Source organism: Brevundimonas sp. (genome assembly GCF_041688735.1).
GTDB lineage: Bacteria > Pseudomonadota > Alphaproteobacteria > Caulobacterales > Caulobacteraceae > Brevundimonas.
This window is the reverse complement of sequence record NZ_JBDNHO010000004.1, coordinates 1-2,788: the sequence shown is the minus strand read 5'-3', so window position 1 is coordinate 2,788 and position 2,788 is coordinate 1. Positions and strand designations below refer to the sequence as shown.

Below are 2,788 nucleotides of genomic sequence, written 5' to 3'. Positions count from 1 at the left end.
TGACGGTGCTCGGGACGGCTTCCTGACCGCTTGTGGACCGGCTTTCCTGACGATGCGGCGGGGCTGGCCGCGATCATGCGGCGACGGTGCTCGGGACGGTTCCCTCCACCGTACCCAACGACCGTTTGACCCGCTGAACCGTCGCCGTTGAGAACCCGGTAGCCCGAGCGATCACCCTGATGGACTGACCCTGGTTGAGACGCTTCCGAACTGGATCGAGGTCTATGGGGGCGATGGGTTTGCGGCCGAGCTTCACGCCTTGGGATCGGGCGCGGTTGAGCCCGGCGTTGATCCGGGTGGTGATGATCGAGCGTTCAAATTCTGCGAAGACGGCCAGCATCTGGAAGAGCATGCGGCCCGAAGGGGTCGAGGTGTCGATGGCTTGGGCGTGCAGATACAAGTCGCAGCCACGGGCCTGGATGTCCGACAGGAAGGCCACCAGATCACCCAGGGAGCGTCCCAGACGATCAACAGCGAAGGCCGCGACCATATCGACCTCTCGGCGATGGATGGACCTCAGCAGGGCATCGTAGCCGGGACGCTGATCCCGCGACTTGGCGCCGCTGATCCCGGCATCTTCGAACACATGGACGACTTCCCAACCGGATCGTTCCGCTACCTCCTGGAGGATGCGGAGTTGGTTCTCAGTCGTCTGAGAATCTTGGCTGACACGAATGTAGAACGCGGCTCTCTTCATCTCACCAGGGTGGCGCGGATCGGGAATCCGTCAAGGATTTCGCGCCAGTGGCCAGCCGGTGACCTATTCGCCGCTGCCGCTCAGACCCGCGTGACCTTCCGAACTGACCAGGACCGCGCCCCAAGCTGGTCCTTCGCCGTTCTACCGGCATGATCTGGATTCTGGGCGAAGACGCGAACCTTGACCGGCTTACCGTCCGCAGTCCCCTCGACGATGAACTCGTGCATGCGATCTCTCCCCGTTTTCGTAGATCGACGATACTTCAAACGAGGGCGCGGGTCGCCGTCTCAAAATCACATGTTTATCGGCGCGGAAATTCGCGGCGCCGAAGTCGAGGAATCGCGGGCTGGAACTGCGGCCAGCGCAGACCGGATTTTGTCACGGGCGCCAATAGCGTCGATAGCCCGGCAACCTGACCAGGCGCGTTTATCGGGGCTGGCGCCCCACCACTTCAAATTCCTGGGTCATGAGGAAGAGAACGAGATCACCAACTCGGCGGCGAGGAGACGAGGTGTGGCAACGCCGAAGTCTACGAAGTTGCCCGAGCCGACGAGGCCCTCCGGGTCGAGGCGGATCGCTCACTGATCTGGATCAGGCTCAAGCCTCTCGATCTCGACCAGGAGACCAGTCGCCCAGTTCCCCGAGGTCCAGCGGCCTCTCCATCGGGTCCAGGCTCAAGCCTTCATCTCATTCTCTACGAGGCGACCTCCTCACGTCGGCCACCCGGACGAGCCGACCCGCACGCCCTCCGGTCCTCGCCTTCGGCTGCGGTCCTCGGCCTACCGGCCATCTCGTCGGCTTCTCAAATTACCGATCTCTCCCCCGACCTCGACCCCATCCCCCTGCGGGGCTTCCGCCTTGGAACCAGGATCGAGAAACCTGAACGTCTTCTTCTTCTAAGAAACACGCAGCGACAGGTTTACGGCGCGAAGGTCGTAACCATGGTGGGACAAGATGCCTAACGTCGCTATTGGCTGATGGGTGGATGGTTTGAAACGGGGGGACGGGGATGATGAAGGTCGAGGTGCTGAGTGGCCCTCCAGGCTGCGGCAAGAGCCATCTCATGCGGGCTGAGGCCGTCGCCAATCCGGGGCGGTATATCTTCTTCTACCCGACCGCAAAGCTGATCGCGGAGCAGGCCGAGGAGTTCAAGAAGGTCGCGGGTCTGGACGTTCAGATTGCCCACGCGAAGTCGAGGCGGCAGGGGACCGTCCAGGACCAACTGAATGAGGATTCTGAACGGGCTGAGACAGCCCGCATCGTCCACACATTCGTCCTGACGACGCACGAGTCCCTTATGGGATGCGATCTGCGGGCATTTCAGGACTGGCATTTCCGCATCGATGAAGCTCCCAACGCGGTGCAGAGTGGCAAGATCGTTACGACGGTCAATCGTCAGTTCTTTGATACGAGATACGACCTTTCCCCAGTTGGGACGGAGGGGTGGAGCGAAGTCCGCCCACTCGGCGCCGCTGATCGCTTCACCGATATCGCTCGTGATGACGGCGCCAAGGGCTATGCCGCCTTCATCAAGCACGCCGACCGATGGCGTGCGTTTGTGAACGTCACCGACTGGAAGTCGAAGAAGTTCGAATGGCTTTCGATATGGTCGCCGGACCTCCTCCAGGAAATCCCTGCCAGCGTCACCATTGCGGGTGCATCCTATATGACGAGCATCGGTGCCCTCGTTGCAGCAGGTCAGGTCGCGTTCAGCGAGCGAGTCGTCTCGGCTGTGCGGACAGGCCAGCCCTCGATTGCGATCCGCTATTTCACCAAGGGCCACTCGGGGACGAGCAGCCTTTGGGAGAGGTCAGAGGGGAGGGCGTTCATCGTAAAGCTCTGCGATTATCTCGCTGGGAATGAACCGGAGTTGGGCTTCTGGTCCGGCAATGAAGAGGTCCAGAAGCTGATGGATCATAGGGTTTCTGGCGGACCGATCCCCCCGAAGGTCGCGGGCCTCAACGCTCTCGACAACAGACTGAGTTGTGCCTTCATCTACAGCAGCAAGGCGACCCCTAACGACGGACCGCTCAAATCCGTGCTCGGCATTTCGGACCAGCAAATTCGGATCGCTCGCGAGGACGAAGACAT

General features: G+C 61.3%; 2 protein-coding genes. One reads left to right on the top strand and one right to left on the bottom strand.

Going from position 1 to position 2,788, the window contains the following annotated elements; all coding sequences use genetic code 11:
* Positions 1 to 73: 73 nt before the first annotated feature.
* A complete protein-coding gene (locus ACESMO_RS00725; RefSeq protein WP_372706264.1) occupies positions 74 to 697 on the bottom strand; it encodes a recombinase family protein in 624 nt (207 codons plus the stop codon).
* Positions 698 to 1,706: 1,009 nt separating this feature from the next.
* Between ACESMO_RS00725 and ACESMO_RS00720 the strand changes: the two genes are divergently transcribed.
* The coding region (locus tag ACESMO_RS00720; protein WP_372706263.1) for a hypothetical protein at positions 1,707 to 2,788 on the top strand (1,082 nt) is incomplete at its 3' end.